This is a genomic window from Candidatus Clostridium eludens (assembly GCF_045310515.1).
GTDB classification, from domain to species: domain Bacteria; phylum Bacillota; class Clostridia; order Clostridiales; family Clostridiaceae; genus Clostridium_B; species Clostridium_B eludens.
This window is the reverse complement of the sequence record NZ_JBJHZX010000006.1, coordinates 75,800-95,736: the sequence shown is the minus strand read 5'-3', so window position 1 is coordinate 95,736 and position 19,937 is coordinate 75,800. Positions and strand designations below refer to the sequence as shown.

Below are 19,937 nucleotides of genomic sequence, written 5' to 3'. Positions count from 1 at the left end.
AATTATAAATGAATAATTTGTATATTTAAAGTATGCAGTTCATTTTTCACATCTTTTTTTAATTGATTCTTTTACATTTTGTAAAGAACTTCAAACTACTATATAAAATTTATATTGAATATGTATAATTTACTTAATAAACTATAAATATAAATTAACAGAAAAATTCTAAAAAAGATGTCCTTAGGAGGAATTATGGAAACTTATGAAATTCAAGAAGTGGAAGAACTTATAAACTATATTTACGAAAGTCCTACAGCATTCCATGCAGTGAAAAATGCAACAGATTTTCTTGCAAAATTAGGATTTGATGAAATCAAAGAAGAAAACTCATGGAATTTAGAAAAAGGCAAAAAATATTTTATAACTAAAAATGATTCTGCACTTATTGCATTTACAGTTGGAAATGGAGCTTTAGAAAAAGATGGCTTTAGAATAATAGGCGCTCATACTGATTCTCCATGTTTTAGAATAAAGCCCAATGCTGATATAAACGTAGGAGATGCTTATATAAAATTAAATACAGAAGTATACGGCGGCCCTATATTAAATACATGGATGGATAGGCCTCTTTCAATGGCAGGGAGAGTTGTATTAAAGGGAAAAAATCCATTTTATCCCCACATAAAGTTTATAAATATAAATAGACCTCTTATGATAATACCAAATCTAGCCATACACATGAATAGAGATGTAAATTCAGGGGTTAGACTAAGTAAGCAAAAGCACCTTCTTCCCCTTTTGGCCCTTATAAACGATAAATCTAAAAATAAACATTACCTTACTGAAATTATATGTAAAGAGTTATCTGTGGCTAAAGAAGATATACTGGATTTTGATTTATTTTTATACGAATTCGAAAAAGGTAGTATAATCGGAGCCAACAGAGAATTCGTATCCTCTGGAAGATTAGATGACTTAAGTATGGTATATTCAGGAATAAAAGCAATTTCAGATATAAAAGTTAAAAATAATACAAATGTAATGGTATGCTTTGACAATGAAGAAGTAGGAAGCACTACAAAACAAGGTGCAAATTCCCCTATGCTATTATCTTTATTAGAAAGAATAGCCTTCAATTTAGGTAAAAATAGAGATGAATTTTATAGGGCCATATCAAAATCATTTATGATATCCTGTGACTTAGGCCACGCACTTCATCCAAATTATGAAGAAAAGTCAGATCCCACAAATAGACCTATTATCAACAAGGGACCTATTATAAAAATAAGTGCCAGTCAAAGCTACACCACAGACAGTGTATCTAGTGCTGTATACAAAAGTATATGTGACAAAGCTGGAATTCCAGTTCAGATATTTGTAAATCATTCAGATGAAAGAGGTGGATCAACTATAGGTCCTATATCTTCCAGTCATATTAATATGGAATGTATAGATATGGGGATTCCCATTTTGTCAATGCATTCTATAAGAGAACTGGCAGGAGTAAAAGACTATATATATGCATTAAATTCTTTTAAAGTATTTTATAATTTATAATTAAACACATTAAGTATATAAAATTTTTCATGCCAATTCAGCTTATGAGTGAAGGCTACATAAAATAGATAAAAATTGTAAGCAACAAATTAAATTTAATCTACGCTTACAATTTTTTATTTAAAATAAAAAGCTAAATAGTAAAACTCTGCCTGAATCTAAAAATTACTTGTTCTATTCTCCAGTGGAATATACTTGCGTCTTTTAGAAACACATTTAAATGCAGGTCTAACAATTTTACCGTTATTTATAATTTCTTCAATACGGTGTGCACTCCATCCTACTATTCTTGAAATAGCAAAAATAGGTGTAAACATTTCAATTGGTATATCAAGCATTCTATATACAAAACCTGAATAAAAATCAACATTTGCACTAACATCTTTATGAACCTTAGCTTTCATTAATTCAGATGCAAGTTTTTCTACCTTTGCATAAAGATTATATTCGGCTTCTAAGCCTTTTTCCTTAGCAAGCTTCTCAACATACTCTTTAAAAATAACAGCTCTTGGATCAGAAATGGAGTATACAGCATGTCCTATTCCGTAGATAAGTCCTGACCGATCGAACGCTTCTTTATTAAGTAACTTCATAAGATAATCTTTAATTTTCTCATCATCATTCCAGTCTTTTAAATTCTGCTTCATATTATCAAACATTTCAACCACCTTAAGATTCGCCCCGCCATGTCTTGGACCTTTTAGAGAACCAAGAGCTGCTGCAGTCACTGAATAAGTGTCCGATCCTGACGATGTTACCACATGAGTAACAAAGGAAGAGTTATTACCTCCACCATGCTCAGCATGAAGTACAAGTGCAAGATCTAAAAGTTTGGCTTCAAGTTTAGTATACTTACTATCATTCCTAAGCATGTATAAAATATTTTCAGCAGTACTTAAATTCGGCTGAGGACTGTGAATAATAAGACTTTTATTTTTATGATAATGAGAAAATGCATGATAGCCGTAAACTCCGATTAAAGGGAAATAAGCTATGAGTCTAATACACTGTTTTAACACATTATCTATTGAAGTAGAATCAGCATTATCATCAATACTATAAAGAGCTAATACACTCCTTGCCATAGAATTCATTATATTTTTACTGGGCATTTTTAATATCATATCACGTACAAAATCTTCAGGCAGATTTCTATATTTTGAAAGAAGCTTTGTAAAATCATCAAGTTCTTTTTTATTAGGCAATTCACCAAAAAGTAATAGATAACCTACTTCTTCAAAGCCAAAACGATCATCTTTAAGAAAACCATTCACTATATATTGTATATTAATACCTCTATACATCAAAGTTCCTGGAATTGGAATAACCTCATTTTCATCTATAATATATGAATGTACCTCTCCAATTTCTGTTAAGCCTACAAGTACTCCTCTTCCGTCTGCATCTCTAAGACCACGTTTAACCTGGTATTTATTATATAATTCCGGATCAATAGAATTCTTTAACTTCTTGGATAGACCCCGTTCAAATTCTTCTAAATTCATATTATCCATAATATATTACCTCACAAATTATTATTTATAGTTCTTCTCATAATGGTAAGTCCTTAACTTCTACATCGAAAATGCTGCATTTTTCGATTTATTTCAAAAAATCAAAATTCCTAATATGGCCAACATATAAAGTTTTTAAATCCTTATGAAAATGCTGACTAAAACTTAGAAACTAACAAGAAAGGCTAAGAAATAAGCATTAAAGTGATATTACTTACATCAATAAAAAAGTGCTACTTATGTTGATATTACTCTGCAAAAACAAATAAAAACACATAACTAAAGAGCACTAATATAAGCAAAAAATTAAGTTTCTATAAGAATAATCTATCACTTAAATTATATAAGCATATAATATACTAAATTATACAGAAAAAAGTTACACTTTTCAATCAATTTTTAATAATTTATAAGAAATACTGTTATTAAGATACTCTGATATACTCTCACTACTGAAGAATCAAGCAAAAAAAGACATGTAAATTATGATCCTGTTATAAATAAACCTTGCAGCTTACAAATGAATAAATTAAATTTTATTAATACTGTAAATAACATTCACTACTTATTATTTAAAATTCTAAGTCTATAGGCATTCATGGCCGTATTACCAAGTTTATTCATAAGTTTATAATTGGCATATGCACCTACTACTGCACCGATTCCTGGTACCATTTGCAGCATCTTTGCAATGTCGATATAATCTCTATACTCCTGCTGAAAAGTTCTCCAGTCAAAATCATCTTTATTTATTGGAAGGGAATTAGAATGATTATTCCAATCTAACATAATATTATAAACTTCATTTCTTCTCTTTTGACTACAAAATGCTATTTGAAATATATACAATATATATAACCGCTCCTTATAATTATTTAAGTCAAAACCGTAAATACCTGCTACATCAAATAAGAATTTCATTTTTAAACTTAAAAGTATGGGAAAATCTGCTAATCCTAAAAGAATTCCTCCTGCACCAGTTCCTGCACCACTTAACATTGCAGCTTTCCTGTAAAATTCTATTTTTTCTTTCACCAGATTTTCTCTATTTTTTAAGCTAGAACTATGCAGCGGACTTTTGGAAATATATTTACAGCCAAATATTACCGCATTTACCATACCCTTTACAGATTTAGTGATTATAATATTAGCCTTTTCAGGGATAATGCCACTTATTCTTTTTTGAATACCTTTGGTAAAATTATTTGTAAAACCCGGCTTTTTGGTCATTTCTTCCTGCCAGGCTGACAGTTCTTTTAAAACCTTACCTTCATACAAATTCATATCACTCCTTGTTTTATAAGTTTAAATAAAAAATATTGACTTTAATAAAAATCCCCCCAACTAAAAATCAATTTTACACTATTTTTATATATTTAATCTACATATAATTTTAATTCTCTCTAAGGTAATTGGTTTTTATATTGTTCATTGCTTATTCTTTCTATAGGCTCAACATATTCTTCAGCCTCATCTTCGTACTCTTCAACTATATTTTTTCTTTTATTAAATCTTCCTACTGATTGATAACTATCTTCTGCATCAAATTCAACTTGATTATTATACCCACAGTCCAGAGTATGTCTAAGAACATCTTCTTCTGCAGGTCTATTTCTTTTTTCCGCAGGTTTTACATTGTCAATGCTTTTCTGGCAGTCAATACAATATTGTGCATAAGGAATAGATTCTAATCTGTTCTTATTTATATTTCTTCCACATTTTTTGCATATGCCATAAGTTCCATTTTCTATACTTTTAAAGGCATCATCTATTTTCCTTATAATAATTTCTTCATTTTTCTGAAAAGCCATCCCCCTCTCTTTATCGTATATATTACCAGCATTATCTGCAGGATGATTATCATAGCAAGATAACTCTGAGGAAACTTCAGTATTTGATTTTATTGTCTCATTTTTCTCCATTTGCTTTAATAAATGGCATGCTTCATCCTTTTGTAATTTTAATTTATCTTTTAAACTTTGTAATAATTTATCATCCATAATCATAGAAACACCTTTCATTTATATTTAAACATACATTTATTTTAACTAAAAGAACATCATTTATTCTATAATTATAAATTCTCTTGATAACAACTAACAAGTACGGTAAAATGGATACAAAAGGTTATTTAATAAATACCTTATAATTATTAATAACTCAATTTTAGAAAACATACAATAAAAATAAAACTATTTATTTTATTTTTCATATTATAATATGAGAACAAGATAGAATATATAAATTAGAGTGGTACAGCGTAAGACTCAATCTTTCGTCTCTAACTGCAATATTGGCAGAAAGGCGAAAGACTTTTTTATTATTGTGAAAGGAGAAAACTAATATGAAAAATTATAAAAAATATCAAAGAAGTTACTTTTTACCCCCAACACCATCCACAAATTGGGTCAATAAAGACTATATTGAAAAAGCACCTATATGGTGTAGTGTAGATTTACGAGATGGTAATCAGGCATTGATAGAGCCCATGAATTTACAGGAAAAACTTGAATTTTTTCAAATGTTATTAAAAATAGGCTTTAAAGAAATAGAAGTTGGATTTCCTGCAGCATCTGAAACAGAATATCAATTTTTAAGAACAATTATCGAAAAAAATATGATTCCAAAAGATGTAACAATACAGGTGTTAACACAAGCAAGAGAACATATTATAAGAAAAACTTTTGACGCTATAAAAGGTGCTCCAAATGCAATTGTTCATTTATATAATTCTACATCAGTTGCACAGAGAGAACAGGTATTTAAAAAAACAAAAGAAGAGATTAAAAAATTAGCTATAGAAGGAGCTGCATTATTAAAAAAATTATCCTTGAATACAGATGGCAACTTTTCTTTCCAATACAGCCCTGAAAGTTTTCCTGGAACTGAAGTAGATTATGCACTTGATGTATGTAACAACGTACTTGATATTTGGCAGCCTGATTATAAGCACAAGGCAATTATTAATATACCTACAACTGTTGAAAATGCTATGCCTCACGTATTTGCCAGCCAGGTGGAATACATAAACAACAATTTAAAATACAGAGAAAATGTTATTTTGTCTTTACATCCTCATAACGATAGAGGTTGCGGAGTTTGTGATGCAGAACTTGGATTATTGGCAGGTGCAGATCGTATTGAAGGAACTTTATTTGGAAATGGAGAAAGAACAGGTAATGTAGACATTATTACAGTTGCTATGAATCTCTATTCTCACGGGGTTAACCCTAACCTAGATTTCAGTAACATCCCAGATATTTGTGAAAAATACGAAAAACTTACTAGGATGAGTGTATATGAAAGACAACCATATGCCGGTTCCTTGGTATTCACAGCTTTTTCTGGTTCCCATCAAGATGCTATTGCAAAAGGAATAAGCTGGCGTGAAGAGAAAGATTGCAAATACTGGACAGTACCTTATCTACCTATTGATCCTAAGGATGTAGGGAAAAAATATGATTCAGATGTAATACGTTTTAACAGCCAATCAGGAAAGGGAGGGGTCAGCTATATTCTTAAACAAAATTTTGGTATTCAATTACCTGAAAAAATGAAAGAAGAAATGGGATATACTGCTAAAACAATTTCCGATGCCCAGCATAAAGAACTGACTCCAGAGTGGATCTATGAGATATTTAAATCAGAGTATCTAGAGACCAGTGATATTTTCAGAATAGAAGAATGTCATTTCAAACAACAAGATGGTATAATTTCAGAAGTTACAATTGATTACAATAAACAACATAAAGTACTAAGTGGTAAAGGAAATGGAAGATTAGATGCTGTTAGTAATGCGTTAAAACAGTATTTTTCTGCAAACTATGAAATATCCTGTTATGAAGAACATGCCCTTGAAAAAGGTTCTTCTTCTAAAGCTATATCTTATGTAGGAATTACCTGCCATAATAAACTATATTGGGGCGTAGGAATTGACCCGGATATTATAAAATCCTCTATTCAAGCTTTAATTGTTGCAATTAATCGTTCAGGAGAAATTAAATAATTAATAAATATTTTCAATCCTTTTCCGATGAAATTATACTTTTAATTTAATAACATATAATCCAAAATGGATATTATTTATGTTGACATATAAAAAAGTCTGTGATAAATTGTAAATATAAAAGAACACAAATGGGGTGCACCACCACGGGCGCAACTTGTTTGTGTTCTTTTTTGTTCTATATCAAATACTGCAGAAAAAAGGAGGTGAAAAAGTGAAGATAAATGATACAACCATTCCTGTTCCATATAAAAAAAATCTATTGGAATTTTTGCTGCAAAACCATTATCATATATCAAAAATTGCTGTGGAACTTAATGGTGAAATTATTCCAAAAACATCATATGCCGATGTACAATTAACCGATTCTGATGTGGTAGAAGTAGTTTGTTTTGTTGGAGGAGGCTAACATTATGGAAATAATAATAAACGGTAAAAAACGAACAGGTAGTTGGACAACTGCCTATGAAGTTAGAAATAACGTAGGAAACCAAAGCCATGTATTGATTGTAAATGGATTTCAAATAAAGGAAGATTGTCCATTGCATCCTCACGATGTGGTAAACATCATTCCAAAAGGAACCATGCCATCAATGGATGAACTTCAAAGTATGATGGTGGCACGCCACACGCCCAAGGTCTTTGAAAAGGTAAATAAGGGTAAAGTTGCCATTGCTGGATTAGGGGGACTTGGCTCGAATGTGGCAGTAATGCTGGCACGTATTGGGGTAGGACATTTACTATTAGTGGATTTTGATACAGTTGAACCAAGTAATCTAAATCGTCAGAGTTACTATGTACGTCATCTGGGTTTGTTAAAAACAGATGCACTGATGGAACAAATCAAAGAAATCAACCCTTTTCTTACCTTGGAGACAAAAAATATCCGAGTGGATGAATCCAATGCCGTTAAACTATTTCATGGCTATGATATCATCTGTGAAGCATTTGATGATGCCTCTGCCAAAGCCATGCTAGTAAATGTCATTCTTTCTAAACTTCCGGGAACAAAAATTGTATGTGCATCAGGTATGGCTGGATATGACAGTTCCAATTTAATTCAAACTCAAAAAAAAATGAAAAATCTGTACATTTGCGGAGATATGAAAAATGCAGCCCAGCAAGGCAATGGGCTAATGGCCCCCAGAGTACAAATTTGTGCAGGCCATCAGGGAAATATGATTTTGCGATTATTACTAGGAATTGAAGATATATGAATATAAAGGAGGAAAATAAATGAATCAAGATAATGATAAACTGTTCATCGGCGGACATTCTTTTAATTCCCGATTTATTCTAGGCTCTGGTAAATTCTCTCTTAAAATGACCAAAACCGTTATAGAAAATGCTGGAGTAGAAATGGCCACACTGGCTCTTAGACGTGCAAATATGGGTGGCGAAGAAAATATTCTTGACCATATACCCCAAGGAATCACGCTGCTTCCAAATACTTCCGGCGCTAGAAATGCCCAGGAAGCTGTCAGAATTGCAAGGCTGTCACGTGAACTGGGATGTGGAAATTTTATCAAAGTAGAGATTATACACGAATCAAAGTACTTATTACCAGATAATTATGAAACGGTGAAAGCCACGGAAATATTAGCCAAGGAGGGTTTTATTGTCATGCCTTACATGTACCCTGATCTAAATATAGCCAGGGCACTGCTGGATGCAGGAGCGGCAGCTGTTATGCCTCTTGGTTCCCCAATTGGAAGTAATAAAGGACTTCTCACCCGTGAATTTATACGGATTTTGGTGGACGAAATTGATCTACCCATTATTGTGGATGCGGGAATTGGCCGACCTTCCCAGGCATGCGAAGCCATGGAAATGGGAGTGGATGCTATAATGGCCAATACTGCAATTGCTACAGCCGGTAATGTTGGTTTGATGGCCAAAGCATTCAAATCTGCTATTGAAGCAGGTAGAGCTGCTTATCTGGCAGGTTTGGGGCGGACACTTCATCATGGCTCAGAAGCTTCCAGTCCATTGACTGGTTTCCTTCAAAACTAAATGGAACATGAATTGCAATGAAAAGGAGATATTGAAATGAGTCAGATAAAAACAAATCATATGAAGTATATACAAGGCATGGAAGCCATTGACTCTAATATTATGGATAAGGTACTACATATGGTAGAGCAATACGATTTTTCTGTCTATACCACTAAAGATGTGGCAAGGACTCTTACTAAAACAAATTTGTCAATTGAGGATTTTGGAGCACTGCTATCACCAGCTGCATTTCCACTTTTAGAGCAAATGGCATACAAAGCACAGATTGAAACTAAAAAACATTTTGGCAATTCTGTTTCTATGTTTACACCACTTTATATATCCAATTACTGCGAGAATCATTGTATATACTGTGGTTTTAACTGTGGTAATAAAATTCGCCGCGGAAAACTAAACATAGAGGAAATCCAAAAAGAGTTAAAGAATATTTCTTATACTGGTTTACAGGACATTCTCTTGTTGACCGGTGAATCTCATTCTATGTCAGATGTAAAATATATTGGTGAAGCCGTAAAAATGGCTGCACGCTATTTTAAGCTTGTGGGAATTGAAATTTATCCATTGAATACGGATGAATATGCTTATCTCCGCACCTGTGGTGCTGATTATGTATGTGTATATCAAGAAACCTATAACATAGACAGGTATGAACAAATCCATTTAAGTGGTCACAAACGCATCTATCCCTACCGCTTTAATTCACAAGAACGTGCACTTCGAGGAGGCATGAGAGGAGTAGCTTTTGGAGCTTTACTTGGACTGGATAATTTCAGGAAGGATGCATTTGCCACAGGTCTTCATGCTTTTCTGGTGCAAAGGAAATATCCACAAGCCGAAATTTCGTTTTCTCCACCCCGCCTGCGCCCATTTATTAACAATAGTCATAAAAGTGGAAATGATGTTGATGAAACACAGTTGCTGCAAGTTATGCTGGCTTATCGGCTTTTCATGCCATTTGCTGGTATCACAATTTCTACACGAGAACGTGCGGTTTTTCGTAACAATGTAATTGGTATGTGTGCTACTAAAATTTCTGCCGGTGTAAGAGTTAGCGTAGGAGGACATGAGGACGATGCCAAAGGAGATGAACAATTCCAGATATCAGATTCCCGAAGCGTCAGTGAAATTCACAAAATGATTCTTCATCAAGGTTTGCAGCCAGTTTATGTTGACTATATTAGGGTATAAGAGGTGATTGAAATGGTGATTTGTGTAACCAACCGACTATTATGTAAGGATAACTTTTTAGATCGTATTGAGAATATTGCCAAAATGGGGTTATGTGCAATTCTTTTAAGAGAAAAAGATTTATCTGAACAGGAATATGAAAAGTTGGCTTCCTCATGCAGAGAAATATGCTTGTACTATGGAACAACACTTATTATTCATACTCACATTCACGTGGCAAGACGCCTGGGAATATCTGCAATTCATCTTCCTTTCAATCAATTTTTAGATAATACTATGCAGTTGACAAATTTTAAGATGGTGGGAGTTTCCGTTCATACAGTTGAAGAATCTGTCCAGGCTCAATCACATGGTGCCAACTATTTGATTGCCGGACACATTTTTCCCACAGATTGTAAAAGAGGACTGGTACCTCGTGGACTTACATTTCTTAAAAACATATGCGACAAAGTATCTATACCTGTATTTGCAATCGGAGGTATTACAGCTGATAGGCTTACTGGTGTGCTCAAGTCAGGTGCAGCAGGGTGCTGTGTAATGTCCCAATTAATGACATGTGATAATCCTGAATATATCTGCTGCTTGTTAAAAGAAAAATTTAATTTTAACTCTCACTTGCGGCAATAGAAAATATCTGCCCCACCGCGGTTTTTTGTTTCCCGTGGGGCATGATTAGTCCCATGAATTAATCAATTTGAACATGCTCTATCCAAATCACGGTCCTTAGATCAGGGAAATTCAGTCATTAAAATATTTCTTATGTGCTATTTTCCGCCAAATAACAGTTTGCTGCGTTATATCAAAGGAATAAACGCTGTAATAACAATAAAAATTTTTAAAATATCATTGACCGATTCGGTTAATTATGCTATTATATCATTAACCGAATCGGTTAATAGTATTTACGAGGTGGGTCCTGTGGAGAAATTTTTAAATTTATCCGTAGAGAGGCAAAATATAGTTATTGACGCTGCCCTTACATGCTTTGGCACTAACGGTTACAAAAAAGCCTCTATAAGCGATATTGCTACTGCAGCGGGGATTTCAAAGGCATTGGTATTTCATTACTTTGGCACAAAAAAGGCTTTATACTTATACCTAATTCATTTATGCACTCATATTATCATGAATGAAGTTAATGAAAAGTTTGATAATGCGGTTACTGATTTTTTTGACAGAATTAAGCTTGCAGCCAACATTGAAATTTCGATTATGAAAAAACACCCTGCCATCCTTTCCTTTTTAGACAGTGTGTATTTTGAAAATGATGATGAAGTTAAAGCGGACATAAAAGCTATTCTTACAAATAGTGAAAGTGAAAGTTTTAGAAACAAAATTGCTTTTGAAGGCACTGACATTTCAAAATTTAAAGACGACATTGATCCAAAGCTGGTCATGAGAATACTTACCTTGCTTACCGATGGGTATATAAGTAAAATGCCTAAAACAGAAATTGATCTTGACGCCTTATGTCAAGAATTTGATGAATACATAAATCTATTTCAAAGGAACTTTTACAAGGAGAAATACCTATAACGTATACTTGATTTACTCAAAACGCCTTATTAATTAAAATACGTATCAAGTGATTCTTAGGTTCAGGTGGAGTTTGCTTATGAGAACTACTTTTCTCCAGCTGAACCTTATTAACAGTATTCTTAGTGTCTTTAGCACTTAGAATACGTTATCCTTTAGGGGAAGAACTTATCCAGGCGCATAGCAATGCTTATCCCCCACTTTTATAGAAAAGCAGAGAACCAAAATTTTTAATTTTGTGTGAATCGCTTTCACAGAGTGCGATGGGGGTTAGCAGTGGTAGCGATCGGATAACAAAGAAAGGAGAATATGTATGAATTCTTATGTACTTGGTTTTCAGGAAATCGATAAAACCAAGCTTCCGATGGTGGGGGGCAAAGGAGCCAACCTGGGGGAACTATCCAGGATTGAGGGGATACAAGTTCCAGAGGGCTTTTGCGTTACTACCGAAGCGTATAAAGAAATTATTGGGAATAACCAGGAGTTTGATTCACTGCTGGATAAGTTGTCACTTCTAAAAGCAGACAACAGGGAAGGTATTGCTGAAATCAGCGCCAAAATTCGAAAGGTCATGGAAGGAATAGCTATTCCTAAAGGCATCGATAATGAGATTACCCTTCATATTGCACAACTTGGTGAAAAAAATGCTTATGCAGTACGTTCCAGCGCCACGGCAGAGGATCTTCCCACAGCCTCCTTTGCGGGCCAGCAGGATACGTATCTAAACATCATCGGAAAGGAAGCTATCCTAAGACATATCAGCAAATGCTGGGCCTCGCTTTTTACCGGCCGTGCCGTGACCTACCGCATCCAAAACGGCTTTGATCACCGTAAGGTCCATCTGTCTGTGGTCATCCAGCGGATGGTCTTCCCTCAAGCTGCGGGGATCATGTTCACTGCCGACCCCATCACTTCCAACAGGAAAGTCGTATCCATAGATGCAAGCTTTGGGCTGGGTGAAGCTCTGGTCTCCGGCCTGGTAAACGCAGATATCTATAAGGTACATGAAGGTAGAATCGCTGATAAGAAGATATCCACTAAGAAGCTGGCTATCTATGCCTTAAAAGAAGGTGGAACAGAGGAGAAGAGGATCGAGGTACAACATCAGAACAAGCAGACGCTGACAGACGAACAGATATTACAGCTTGAACGCATGGGCAGAACGATTGAGGCTTATTTGGGCCGTCCCCAGGATATCGAATGGTGCCTGTACAATAATAAATTCTTTATCGTACAGAGCCGCCCCATCACCACCCTTTACCCCATACCGGACGTGCAGGATAGTAAAAACCATGTGTATATGTCGTTCGGGCACCAGCAGATGATGACAGACGCGATGAAGCCGCTAGGGCTTTCCTGCTTCCAGTACAGCGGGGGCGACGAAACGTTGATGATCCAAGCGGGAGGCAGACTTTTCATGGATCTCTCTCACGATATGGCGTCAACTTTCGGACGGACGCTTGCGGTGGCGGCAATGGGGAAAGTCGACCCGCTGATCAATAGCGCGCTAAAAAACTTAACGAAGCGGAAAGAGTTCATAAAATCGCTTTCGCGCGGCAAGCGGTTTCTTAGCATGGGGTCGGGGTATTTTTCGTGGGCATTGGTCACGCAGTTCATAAAAATCTACCGGTCGGGCGACGTGGGCGTAGTCCCCGCTTTGATGAAGAAAAATGAGGTGGCTATAAAGGAGCTTGAGAAAAAGTTCGCCGCGCTTTCCGGCGATGAGCTTTTTGCCGCGGCTGATGTGGAATTAAAACAGCTTATTAAGGCCATCGGCGACCCTCAGGGTTTGGGTTCTGTCTGGACCGGGACCCTCGCGGTGAGCTGGGTCAACAAAAACGTGGAGAAATGGCTCGGCGAGAAAGGTGCTGCGGACACGCTGACACAGTCCGCGCCGAACAATGTAGCGGGTGAGATGGGGCTTGAACTGCTGGATGTTTCAGATGTGGTGAGACAGTATCCAGCGGTGGCGGAATACCTAAAAACAGTGAAACCTGAGGGGGCGGACGTGTTTTTTAATGATCTTGGCAAATTAGAGGGCGGCGAGGACGTAAACAAAGCCATGCGGGAATTTTTAGCAAAATACGGCGTGCGCTGCTCTGGTGAGATAGACATCACAAAGCCGCGCTGGATAGAGGAGCCGTCCGCGCTTGCCCCGATGATTCTGGGCAATATCGAAAACTTCACGCCAGGCGCACATAAAGAGATATTTGAACGAGGACTAAAAGAAGCCGAGGAAAAGCGGCGGGAAATTCTAAGCCGCCTTTCGAAGAGCAAGGCGAAAAAAGCGGAGAAAATGATCAGCCGCATACGCAACTTCATTGGCTACCGGGAGTATCCCAAGTACGTCATGGTTTGGCACTATTGGATAGTCAAACAGGCCCTCCTGCGGGAGGCCGAAAAGTTGGTTCAATGCGGGGTTTTCCGCAAGAGAGAGGATATTTATTATCTGTCTTTTGAGGAACTGCGTGAGGCCGCCCGAACGAAGAAATTTGATTATAACAAAATATTGAAGCGAGAAGAGGAGTTCGAAGTTTACGAAAAACTGACGCCACCGAGGCTGATGACTTCCGAAGGCGAGATAATCCCAGGCGAATACAACTCGGGAAAGGCACCAAAAGGGGCACTCATTGGAATACCCGCGTCGTCGGGGGTTGTGGAAGGCCGCGCTCGTGTTATTCTGCGGCTGGAGGACGCCGAACTATCAAAAGGCGACATTTTAGTGACAAGATTCACAGACCCAAGCTGGACGCCGGTTTTCGTGTCCATTAGCGGATTAGTGGCGGAAGTGGGCGGAATTATGACACACGGCTCTGTAGTTGCCAGAGAATACGGCCTGCCTGCAGTTGTAGGTGCGGAAAACGCTACCAGACTCATTAAAGACGGACAAAAAATCCGGGTAAATGGAACGAAAGGATATGTAGAAATCTTATACTAAGGAATAAAATATTTATTACCAGATCCTTTACTGAATATTTATTCTTGTTCTAAACACCACTAGCGCCGATACGGTAGCTTTCATTACAGAAGTTATCCAATGAAAGCAGCCATACGGCTGGACTGTGAGAGTGGCGCTGGAAATTTCAGACCAGAAACAGATTTTGCGCCACACTTCAGTTTGCATCCGTCATTCTCATGATAATCGGGCTGCTTGGGGTCTCGTAAAACAAAACTTAACGCAGGCTGCATCCACGCTGTTTTTTGCTGGTGTATAATTGCACCTACTTTTGTACTGGTTAAAACGGTGCTTTAATCAACAGATCTGCCGATTTCTTTTCCAATAGATTATATATGGGATAAATCCTAATAAAAAAACATACTGCTTACCCATGTAGGAGCTTCTAAACAAATGATGTCCCGTATAGATTTGATCCGGCAGCAGAGGATATACGGCAATGAGAATAATAAATGGTACAACGAGTATTACAAGATTTACAACTATTTTTTTATACTTGGATTCATTCTATATCAAACACCTTTCTGGAACGGGTAATAAATACCACACTAATTATACCGACGCTAACCGCCTTAAAAACAATTAAAAAGATAATCACAGCAAGAATGCTCCATGCCGCTGGCCGGCCAAAATTGACAGTCCAGCCAATACCGTTCCTTTTTTCAACAAACAGCGAGGAGCCAAAAGGATTGAAATAGCTCCTGCCGAGAACCCATTTATCATCGTCGTCAAGCACTGCTCCCGAAGGATTTTTGTACCTTGCCATACTAAAAAACACTGCAAATAAAACAATTGCAAGAAGAACAATAAACACTGCGATTACTGACATCCCCACCTGCATATTGCGAACAACACCCAGGTAAACAAGCTCAGCCACCAGGAATTTTGTTTCAATCACCATGGTAACCGCAATAATAATAATTGAAACAAATCTTCAGAATCAACGCAAAAACAGTTGCTGAATAGAGGTGCATCAAATTGATTTCATTAAGCGACATGTAATTATAAATCAGCAAAAACGCACCTGCCAAAAAAAACGCTATTACCGAGCAGACTAATACACAACGTTTAACAATCTTCTGAGCAGTTTCCTGATTCCAGATCTCAGTATCACCGAAAACTACTCCAAAAAACACGTTCTTTCTTGAAAGCCAGGGACGGGCTACCAAAAAAACCGCCACTAAAACATAAATGACCTCATAACGGACAGAGAAACCAGATAATATCCGTAAAATGTTTTTAGAGCAGCAAGAACTGCTGCTGGAGACCTTTTTACATCTCATTATAGAAGGCCAGGAAAGCGGTGAAATAGTAAAAGAAGATCCCGAAAAGTTGACCTATACTCTAATCGCTTGTTTGGATGGCCTATCAAAATTTGCATTGCTTCATTCCGAAAAATACAAACAACTATTTACCGATGCATCTATTATTATGCGCATAATCAAATCATAGCATTATTAAATGATTGGAGTGATCTGTATGAATGAAGTGGAATCATATATAATCAAAGTTTTGGAAGTATCATAGGTGCAGCTAATTGATTTTAAGGAGGTAGTATGATGTTTGCAACATTTCTAGCGTTCGCAGCGGTAATCGCTTTTTTAGTAGCAAATGTACAAAAATATGGAAATGAAAAAGACAGGAAAATTACGAATGCTGTGCCTATGCCTAAAATACACGGCTATACATCTGCTTTTTCAGCAGGTGTGCTACTCTCCAATGGCCTTTTTCATTTTCTCCATGGAATTTTAGGCTACGGTGAATTTCCTGCACCATTCGCAAAAGTATTGGGCCATGGGATTCCAGCTGATATTTCCAATATAGTATGGGGTATTTTTAATTTTACTGCAGCATTTGTTTTGATAATGAGATGCAGAAAATCTTTTGCAAAATGGATGCTTGCTTTTTTACTTATTATAGGCGCAATAATAATAGCACTTCCATTAAGATTTGTACTTCTTTCTGCTACTTTAGAACACATCCATTTTGATAACAGTACAATATAAGTATACTCAATAGTGAAAACAGATTACTTACAAAATAATGGTTTATTTGTGACAAATAAAATTAAAATAAGCTGTCAGCTCATAATCTAATGAACTGACAGCCTTAAAGGCTGCGTCATTTGCTCAATTTAGAGCAGGCTCTGGTTAATGTATATATTAGTAAATTTCTTATTCAACTTTTAAAGATATTAAATCCTCTTTACATTCCTTGCAGATATATAAGTCTTTAAATATGATCATACCATTCATACTCCCACAAAATACACACCCAGGAGAATATTTTCTTATGTATATATCTTCATTTTCAGTAAAAAATTCTAAAGCATCTCCCGAATTAATAGAAAGCACCTTTCTTATTTCTTTAGGTATTATTATTCTTCCTAGTGTATCAACATTTCTTACAATTCCTGTGGACTTCATTAGTTATCATTCCTCCAAGTTTTCTAATGTTACAGTATAGTTTCAATAATAATATATTGAAATGATAAGTAAAGGATTAATATCTTCAAATTATGGAAAATATATATGAATTTATTAATAAACACTTTAAGTGATCATACAAATAAATTCTATTTTTCCATATACCAGTACCACATAGATATTTAAAGTAATTTAGAGAAATCCGAAGTTTGTTATTTTATATTTTGATATGAATTTGAGGATATTAAAAATAAGACTAATCGTCCCTCAAGGTTAATTTTGCTCTTAAATAAGGTTTGCACCTATAGAAAACTGGTCAAAATAATTTTAATGTATCGTTCCTTATATAAATATATAATTATCTGCCTCCACAATAATTTTTTATGGTAATATTTATATATAGTTAATTCATAGAGGTAAAAAACTAATTTATTCCCAGGCAAATATATATGTAATGAAATTTTCTCAACTATAAAATATAAATTAATTATAAGGAAGTGCTAAATATGTGTACAAGTTTGACACTAGAAACAACAAACTGTGAACATTTATTGGGACGTACAATGGATGTTTCAATAAAACATAACCTATCAGTTGATATTATTCCAAGAAATTATATATGGACAAATATTGCAGAAAAACAGGAGAAAAAAACAAAATATGCCTTTATAGGTACATCAGTGGGTTCAGATGGACATCCTATTTTAGCAGATGGCTTAAATGAAAAAGGATTACTGTGTGCAATGCTTGATCTTACAGTTTTTACACAATATTCAAAAATAATAGTTGAAGGAAAAGAAAATATTGCACCACATGATTTTGTGTTTTGGGCATTATCTCAGTTTAAAGACTTAGAAGAAGCTAAAAAATCATTACAAAACCTAGAAATTGTTCATATGCCACCTCACTTATTAAATTTGCCACCTCATTTATTAAATTTAACACCTTTGGTACATTACATTTTATCTGATAAATCAGGAAAAAGTATTGTTGTTGAGAGAACCCCTAAAGGATTGCAAGTCTTTGACAATCCAGTTGGAGTTATGACTAATAGTCCAAATTTTCAATGGCATTTAAATAATTTATATCAATATATAGGGATAAGATCTACACCATTTGATAAAGTTGAATGGGGTAATCTGGAATTATATCCATTTACTAACGGTTCAGGTGCATTTGGTTTACCTGGAGATTTTACTTCACCCTCTAGGTTTACTAGGGCAGCATATTTAAAAAATAATTTAACACAAATTGATAATGAGCTTGAAGGTATTAATGGCATATTTCATATTCTTTCTAACTGTCAAGTACCTAAAGGTGCAGTTATAACATCTGATGGAAAAGAACACAGTACGGTATATACCAGCGCAATGTGTAGTGAATCGGGTACATATTATTACTATACATATGATAATACTCAGATTTCAGCTATAAATTTGTTTAATGAAGATTTAAATACTGTTAATATTAAATCTTATCCATTTAGAAATAATCCAATAATTCATATGGAAAATTGATTTAAAAAGAGTTACATTAAAATAATTTTACATTATAACACATAAATTTTGAAACCTGATATAAAAATACCTTAAAATTCATTTTGATATTTTTCTGTCATAAACTTGTTATCTTGTTATTAGCTAGAGTGAAAAATACTCTAGTTTTATTTTTTGCGTGTGCGATTAATTAAATATTATAATTCTAAAGTCCAATTTTTCATATAAATATATAATTACCTGCCTAAATAATAGTTTGTTTATGGTATTATTTAGTTAAGTCGTAGAGGTAAGAAAGTGCGTAGCAAAATGCCTATTTGTAACAGTTTACATGAAGCCTTAATTCGTAATAAAAAGATTCATTTTCTTCTTAACTGTGAGATTGTAGTAAAAAGAATGTCTTATCAATTTTTAGCATAACCTGAAAAAAATCAGCAAACAAGAATTTATTAATTTAATGCGGATGACTCTTGACAATAAAAGATTGTAAGTTTATACTCTAATTAATAGAGAGAGATTCGGTTTATTAAAGTGAGGGAATAAATGATGGCACGTATTGTAAAAGAGCAGGAATATAATAAAAAACGCAATGAAATCCTTGATTCAGCACAAAGATTCTTATTTTCTAAAGGCTATGAGAGTATGGCTATTCAGGACATTCTTGCAGATATACAGATTTCCAGTGGCGCATTCTACCATTATTTTGACTCTAAATCAGCGTTGCTGGAAGCGCTAATTGACCGAATGGTGCAACAGGCGGAACAGGTACTCCCTCCTATCGTCCATAACCCTAACCTGACAGCCTTGGAAAAGATGCAGCGATTTTTTTCAACACTTGACAATATGCGAACTGCAGGCAAAACTTTTCTTATCGAGCTACTCCCTGTTTGGTACTCAGATGACAATGCTATTGTGCGTCTGAAAGTAGGCGAAGCAATTATTGAACGGCGTGCTCCTCTGCTTGCCCACATTATATGTCAAGGTATTCAGGAAAAGGTGTTTACAACTAATTATCCCGACCAGGTCAGCAAGGTTGTCCTGTCCCTTACACTTAGCATGGGGAATGCCCTTGCTAGGTTAATACTTTTGTTTAAGCTTAAGCATGATGAGTTGGGATTTATTGACGATATTGTTGCTACCTATGCAGTTTATACAGACGCAATTGAGCGTGTGTTAGGTGTATCCGACAGCTTTTTGTATCGCATTGATGCTGAAGCAGTTAAGAATTGGTTTGAGTTATAAAGTGTAACAATAAAATAGTCCTCATGGCTTCGAAAATAAAGGAAATGTTTAAGTAAA

General features: G+C 35.2%; 18 protein-coding genes. 13 read left to right on the top strand and 5 right to left on the bottom strand.

Annotated features, from left to right (window positions below):
• Nucleotides 1-195: 195 nt before the first annotated feature.
• Complete coding sequence (locus ACJDU8_RS05750) at nt 196-1,500, top strand: M18 family aminopeptidase (RefSeq protein WP_406791200.1); 1,305 nt, start codon at nt 196-198, stop codon at nt 1,498-1,500.
• Nucleotides 1,501-1,658: 158 nt separating this feature from the next.
• Here ACJDU8_RS05750 and ACJDU8_RS05745 read toward each other — a convergent pair whose 3' ends face one another.
• From ACJDU8_RS05745 to ACJDU8_RS05735, 3 genes are all read right to left on the bottom strand, one after another.
• Nucleotides 1,659-3,014, bottom strand: a complete 1,356-nt coding sequence (locus ACJDU8_RS05745) for a citrate/2-methylcitrate synthase (RefSeq protein WP_406791199.1) — start codon at nt 3,012-3,014, stop codon at nt 1,659-1,661.
• 561 nt (nt 3,015-3,575) lie between these two features.
• Nucleotides 3,576-4,298 (bottom strand): EcsC family protein, encoded by a 723-nt coding sequence (locus ACJDU8_RS05740; protein ID WP_406791198.1) that lies wholly within the window; start codon nt 4,296-4,298, stop codon nt 3,576-3,578.
• A 119-nt stretch (nt 4,299-4,417) separates the two neighbouring features.
• The gene (locus ACJDU8_RS05735) at nt 4,418-5,014 is read right to left on the bottom strand and encodes a TraR/DksA C4-type zinc finger protein (RefSeq protein ID WP_406791197.1); all 597 of its coding nucleotides are present in this window, start codon (nt 5,012-5,014) and stop codon (nt 4,418-4,420) included.
• A 344-nt stretch (nt 5,015-5,358) separates the two neighbouring features.
• Here ACJDU8_RS05735 and ACJDU8_RS05730 point away from each other — a divergent pair, with 344 nt between their 5' ends.
• The 8 genes from ACJDU8_RS05730 to ppsA all read left to right on the top strand — a co-directional run bounded on the left by ACJDU8_RS05730 (nt 5,359) and on the right by ppsA (nt 14,698).
• Nucleotides 5,359-7,020 (top strand): 2-isopropylmalate synthase, encoded by a 1,662-nt coding sequence (locus ACJDU8_RS05730; protein ID WP_406791196.1) that lies wholly within the window; start codon nt 5,359-5,361, stop codon nt 7,018-7,020.
• Between the two features lie 214 nt (nt 7,021-7,234).
• Entirely contained in the window at nt 7,235-7,429 is a 195-nt protein-coding gene (gene thiS / locus ACJDU8_RS05725) for a sulfur carrier protein ThiS (protein ID WP_406791195.1), read from the top strand.
• 4 nt (nt 7,430-7,433) lie between these two features.
• A complete protein-coding gene (gene thiF, locus ACJDU8_RS05720; RefSeq protein WP_406791194.1) occupies nt 7,434-8,237 on the top strand; it encodes a sulfur carrier protein ThiS adenylyltransferase ThiF in 804 nt (267 codons plus the stop codon).
• Nucleotides 8,238-8,256: 19 nt separating this feature from the next.
• On the top strand, nt 8,257-9,033 hold the full coding sequence (locus ACJDU8_RS05715) for a thiazole synthase (protein ID WP_406791193.1): 777 nt from the start codon (nt 8,257-8,259) through the stop codon (nt 9,031-9,033).
• Between the two features lie 36 nt (nt 9,034-9,069).
• A complete protein-coding gene (thiH, locus tag ACJDU8_RS05710) occupies nt 9,070-10,224 on the top strand; it encodes a 2-iminoacetate synthase ThiH (RefSeq protein ID WP_406791192.1) in 1,155 nt (384 codons plus the stop codon).
• 12 nt (nt 10,225-10,236) lie between these two features.
• Entirely contained in the window at nt 10,237-10,851 is a 615-nt protein-coding gene (locus ACJDU8_RS05705; RefSeq protein ID WP_406791191.1) for a thiamine phosphate synthase, read from the top strand.
• 291 nt (nt 10,852-11,142) lie between these two features.
• Nucleotides 11,143-11,760 (top strand): TetR/AcrR family transcriptional regulator, encoded by a 618-nt coding sequence (locus ACJDU8_RS05700; RefSeq protein WP_406791190.1) that lies wholly within the window; start codon nt 11,143-11,145, stop codon nt 11,758-11,760.
• A gap of 313 nt (nt 11,761-12,073) precedes the next feature.
• Nucleotides 12,074-14,698 carry a phosphoenolpyruvate synthase gene (gene ppsA, locus ACJDU8_RS05695; protein ID WP_406791189.1) on the top strand — a complete coding sequence of 875 codons (2,625 nt, stop codon included), beginning with the start codon at nt 12,074-12,076 and terminating at the stop codon, nt 14,696-14,698.
• 520 nt (nt 14,699-15,218) lie between these two features.
• Here the strand turns inward: ppsA and ACJDU8_RS05690 are convergent.
• Entirely contained in the window at nt 15,219-15,617 is a 399-nt protein-coding gene (locus ACJDU8_RS05690) for a DUF5808 domain-containing protein (RefSeq protein ID WP_406791188.1), read from the bottom strand.
• A gap of 332 nt (nt 15,618-15,949) precedes the next feature.
• Between ACJDU8_RS05690 and ACJDU8_RS05685 the strand changes: the two genes are divergently transcribed.
• Together ACJDU8_RS05685 and ACJDU8_RS05680 are read left to right on the top strand one after the other, a co-directional pair.
• The gene (locus ACJDU8_RS05685; RefSeq protein ID WP_406791187.1) at nt 15,950-16,168 is read left to right on the top strand and encodes a TetR family transcriptional regulator C-terminal domain-containing protein; all 219 of its coding nucleotides are present in this window, start codon (nt 15,950-15,952) and stop codon (nt 16,166-16,168) included.
• A gap of 104 nt (nt 16,169-16,272) precedes the next feature.
• Nucleotides 16,273-16,722, top strand: coding sequence for a hypothetical protein (locus tag ACJDU8_RS05680; protein WP_406791186.1), 450 nt, complete (start codon nt 16,273-16,275; stop codon nt 16,720-16,722).
• A gap of 168 nt (nt 16,723-16,890) precedes the next feature.
• On the opposite strand, the gene ACJDU8_RS05675 is transcribed toward ACJDU8_RS05680, so the two are convergent.
• Complete coding sequence (locus ACJDU8_RS05675) at nt 16,891-17,142, bottom strand: AbrB/MazE/SpoVT family DNA-binding domain-containing protein (protein WP_406791185.1); 252 nt, start codon at nt 17,140-17,142, stop codon at nt 16,891-16,893.
• Between the two features lie 506 nt (nt 17,143-17,648).
• On the opposite strand from ACJDU8_RS05675, the gene ACJDU8_RS05670 reads away from it, so the two are divergent.
• Together ACJDU8_RS05670 and ACJDU8_RS05665 are read left to right on the top strand one after the other, a co-directional pair.
• Nucleotides 17,649-18,659 (top strand): choloylglycine hydrolase family protein, encoded by a 1,011-nt coding sequence (locus tag ACJDU8_RS05670; protein ID WP_406791184.1) that lies wholly within the window; start codon nt 17,649-17,651, stop codon nt 18,657-18,659.
• A 522-nt stretch (nt 18,660-19,181) separates the two neighbouring features.
• Entirely contained in the window at nt 19,182-19,880 is a 699-nt protein-coding gene (locus ACJDU8_RS05665) for a TetR/AcrR family transcriptional regulator (protein WP_406791183.1), read from the top strand.
• Nucleotides 19,881-19,937 lie beyond the last annotated feature (57 nt).